The following is a 3,731-nucleotide window of genomic DNA, read 5'->3' as shown; positions in this document are numbered from 1 at the left end:
TCCATCCACACCGGCCAGGTCTCCGTCGCCGACGGCACCGAGCTCGCCGCCCAGAAACTCGAACGCCTCCTCACCAACGACCCCGGCATGGGCGTCATCCGCCACGCCGACGCCGGCTACGACCGAGCCATCGAAGTCGCCCACGAACGCGGCGTCCGCATCCCCATGGAAGAAAGCAAGTAAGAAACCAACTAACCAGACCCCACACCCCCAACTAACTCGCATTAGATGTCGTTATGGGACCCCAAAACGACAACAACTGCAAGCTAGTTGAGAAGGTCAACTGCACATCTGAGGAAGGATCACTTCCATGATCGAAATCGACGGCAAACGGCTGCACCTGAGCGACATCGTGGCCGTGGCAGGGGGCGGAACAAAGGTGACGTTGACGCCGTCGGCGGTTGACCGGATGGCCGCATCCCAACGGTCCGCTCGTGCGACGGCACTGTCCCGACCCGTCTATGGGCGGTCAACAGGCGTCGGGGCCAACCGCTCCGTGGCACTGGACGCCGCGAACAAGGACGCCAACGTCCACGGCTTGAACCTCTTGCGCAGCCATGCCGTCGACGCCGGACGGGTCCTTGACCGGGAAACCGTCAGGGCCATGCTTGTCATCAGGCTCTCCCAGCTTGCCGCGGGCTCGTCCGGCATCAGCCCGTCTGTGGCCGACGCAGTGGTGAACATGCTCAACGCCGACGCTTTGCCGGAGGTGCGGGAATTCGGCGGAATCGGCACAGCGGACCTGGCCGCGCTGGCGGGAACGGCGCTCACCCTCCTCGGCGAGCGCCCCACCATGGAGGGCCAGGACGTCCCCGCGCCTCTGGACAGCTGGGCCACCGAGGACGCACTTCCCTTCATCAGCTCCAGCGCGCTCACTATCGCCCAGGCCACACTCGCCCACCAAAGACTCGCCACGCTCGTGGAAAACCTGACCACGGTGAGCGCCTTGTCCTTCGCTGCAATGTCCGGGAATCCCGAGGCATTGAGCCCTGAAGTCGCGCGGGCAGCTGATTCGCCCGCCGTCACCGAGGTGGCTGGGGTTCTGCTCGGCCTCGTGGAAGGCAGCGGTGCGCCGGCGAGGATCCAAGACCCGTACTGCTTGCGCACCCTGCCTCAGGCCCTCGGCTCGGTGGTCGAGGAGTTGGACGCGCTCGGTACCCTTTTGGAACGCTTGGTTGTGGCCGGTCATGAAAACCCCCTAGTGTTCGGTTCCGCAGAGGAGGGCAGCAATGGAGTAGCCCACCACGGCCTCTTCCAGATGACCAGCCTCGCCCGCCGCATTGATGCCCTGGAACTGGCCATCGGTGCGGCGTGCGCCACGAACCTTCGGAGGATCAGCTTGCTCTGCGACCCGGCGTACACGGGGCTGCACCGATTCCTTGCGGGCGACGACGCCGGCCAGTCCGGCGTCATGATGCTGGAATACGTGGCAGCCGCGGCGGTGGGCCGAATTCGGGCCAATGCCCAGCCGTGAGCCTGCAAACCGTGGTGCTCTCGTTGGGCGCCGAAGAGGATGCCAGCTTCGCGAGCGTGGCCAGCTCCCGCATGGATTCCACCGTGCGGGCGCTTTCTACAGTGGTTGGCATCGAACTCCTTTGCGCATCGCGGGCGCTCAGGCTGCAGGGCAGGACACAAGGAGAATTTACGAGTCCTCGGTTCCGAAAAGCCCTCGACGCCGGTCTATCGTTGCCCGCCGACGTGCAGGACCGGGATCTCCGCCCCGACGTCGATGCCGCGTCCCACCTGGCGATCCTTCCGGAGCTCGGTCACTAAGCGTGCTTAGCTATTTACTGTCGCCCCGGACGGGCGTACCTTAATATCCAAACACCGCACTGGGGAGGTGGCGTGTTTGGCTGGGTCTCTGGGGTGCCGTCGCGTTTCTTTGGTTCGCCCCGTTCTTCTCGCCGTTTTTGGCGCATTGGCGTGGTTGCTATGGCTGGCCGGTCCTTCGCAGGCAGCTAGCGTCCTGCCGACGATTCCGGCTGTCCCTGCCGTTCCCTCAGCTCCAACCATTCCCCTTTCATCCTCCCTGCTCCCGTCCCCGTTGCCCGATCCGATCGGGCCAGTGGCCCACGGCCTGTTGTCCGCCATTCCTAGTCCGACGCAAGTGTCTGCCCTTCCCGGAACCGTGGTCAGCCAACTGCCCGGCTCCACGGCGACTCCCCTTGTGACCGCGCTCACTGATCCCGCGAGCTCCTTGGTTGATACGGTGGTCGGCACAATTCCGGCGTTGCCCGGGCTGCCTTCGGTACCCCAACTGCCTCCAGGGCCGGCCTTGCCGCCGACATTGCCGCCATTGCCTGGTGTCCTGGATCCTCCGGGACGAGGCCTTCCAATCGGCGCCGTCCCGGGCGTTCCGTTGAGGGCTCGGGCCGAAAGCGAACACGCGTTGGCATATCCCACGCTTTTGCCAATCCCCGGACGCGGAGCGGCGACGAGCATGCGGATCCCCGGATTCATTCTGGCCGACCTTGTTGTCCTGCCCCCGGCAGTGCTGGCGACGACGGAAATGCCTCAGCTTCCGGGCGGCCCTCCGCCCGGCAAACAGGTCCCTCCGGTGGCACCGCCCCAAGAGTCTGGCTCGACGTCGGAATCGCAAGGCGGCTCGGCCGCCAACGGCGCGGCGGACCTCCCTGAACAACGTGCACTGGCGCCACCGCTCCACGGCAGCCCCGTCCCCGACGGTGGGCAAGTCCCCGCAGCCGAACCTGCGTTCGATCCGGGGTCAACTCCCGACTGAACAGGTCAACCCTGTCCCCGTGGCAGGCACGACCATCCGCGCTAAACAGCGCGGGACCAAGTCTCAGTCAGGAGAAAGACAATGCAAGTCCAAACCAGTAGCAACCACGCAATCCGGGCCACGAAGACATCAACCGCCCGGATCATAGGAAATTGGCCCGACCCCATGCAGAAGGGAGGTATATAGATAGCATCGCGACAGGCGCTCAGCGCCCATAAGGGAACAAGGACGCCGGCCGCGCAGTCAATCTGACTGCACGGCCGGCGTCATGATGCTGAAGGTAGGAACGCCTCCCTTTAGAATAGGGCGTTCACCACAGCCTGGGTGAGCTGGTGGAAGATGTCGGTGCGGGCCGGGATATCGCTCTCGTCCTGGCCTTTGGTGTAGACCACGAAGGCGTAGGAGTTGGTCCCGTTGGTGAGGATGCTGGCGTCGTGGAGTTCGTCGTCGAGCAGTCCGTACTTGTGGAAAACAGTGATTCCGGCTGGCACCGCGGCGGGGATGAGCGATTCGTAGTTTGTGTTCTGCATGTAGGACAAAAGCTGTGCGGTGTCTTGCTGGTTCAACAGCTTCCCGCCGTAGAGCCCGGCCATGATGCTTGCCATTTCGCTTGGAGTCAGCGTGTTGTTCATGGGGTCATAGCTGACGCCGATCGATGCGGCATAGGACTGGAGTTCCGAAAAGCCAACCGCGTCCATGATCAAGGACCAGGAGTCGTTGTCGCTGTCCTGGATCATCTCTTTGATCTGGAATCCAGCCGTGTAGTCGCCCAAGGGATCGTCAAGGGACACTGCGCCCGTTTCGACGAGGTGATAGTACGCGGCGGCAGCCAGGACCTTTGCGGTGCTTGCTGCCTCGAACGACGCCTGGACCCCGTACTGATGGCTTGAGCCATCGGACAGGTCGATCAGGGTGACGCCGATCTGGTACTGGCTGTTCGCGTCGATGATGGCGTTGATCTCCGAGTCCAACGCGGGAGTCACGCCGGTAG

1 protein-coding gene and 2 pseudogenes are annotated in these 3,731 nt (G+C 63.9%); 2 read left to right on the top strand and 1 reads right to left on the bottom strand.

Going from position 1 to position 3,731, the window contains the following annotated elements:
- Window positions 1–183 (top strand): annotated as a pseudogene (locus AHiyo1_RS17555) (urocanate hydratase); the annotation flags it as partial.
- Between the two features lie 127 nt (window positions 184–310).
- Window positions 311–1,773, top strand: a pseudogene (locus tag AHiyo1_RS17550) (aromatic amino acid ammonia-lyase).
- Between the two features lie 1,263 nt (window positions 1,774–3,036).
- Here the strand turns inward: AHiyo1_RS17550 and AHiyo1_RS17540 are convergent.
- Window positions 3,037–3,731 (bottom strand): serine hydrolase (locus AHiyo1_RS17540; protein ID WP_059389392.1); only part of this gene is annotated, 695 nt, incomplete at its 5' end.

Source organism: Arthrobacter sp. Hiyo1 (genome assembly GCF_001263615.2).
Lineage (GTDB): Bacteria > Actinomycetota > Actinomycetes > Actinomycetales > Micrococcaceae > Arthrobacter.
This window is presented reverse-complemented; position numbering and strand designations above follow the sequence as displayed.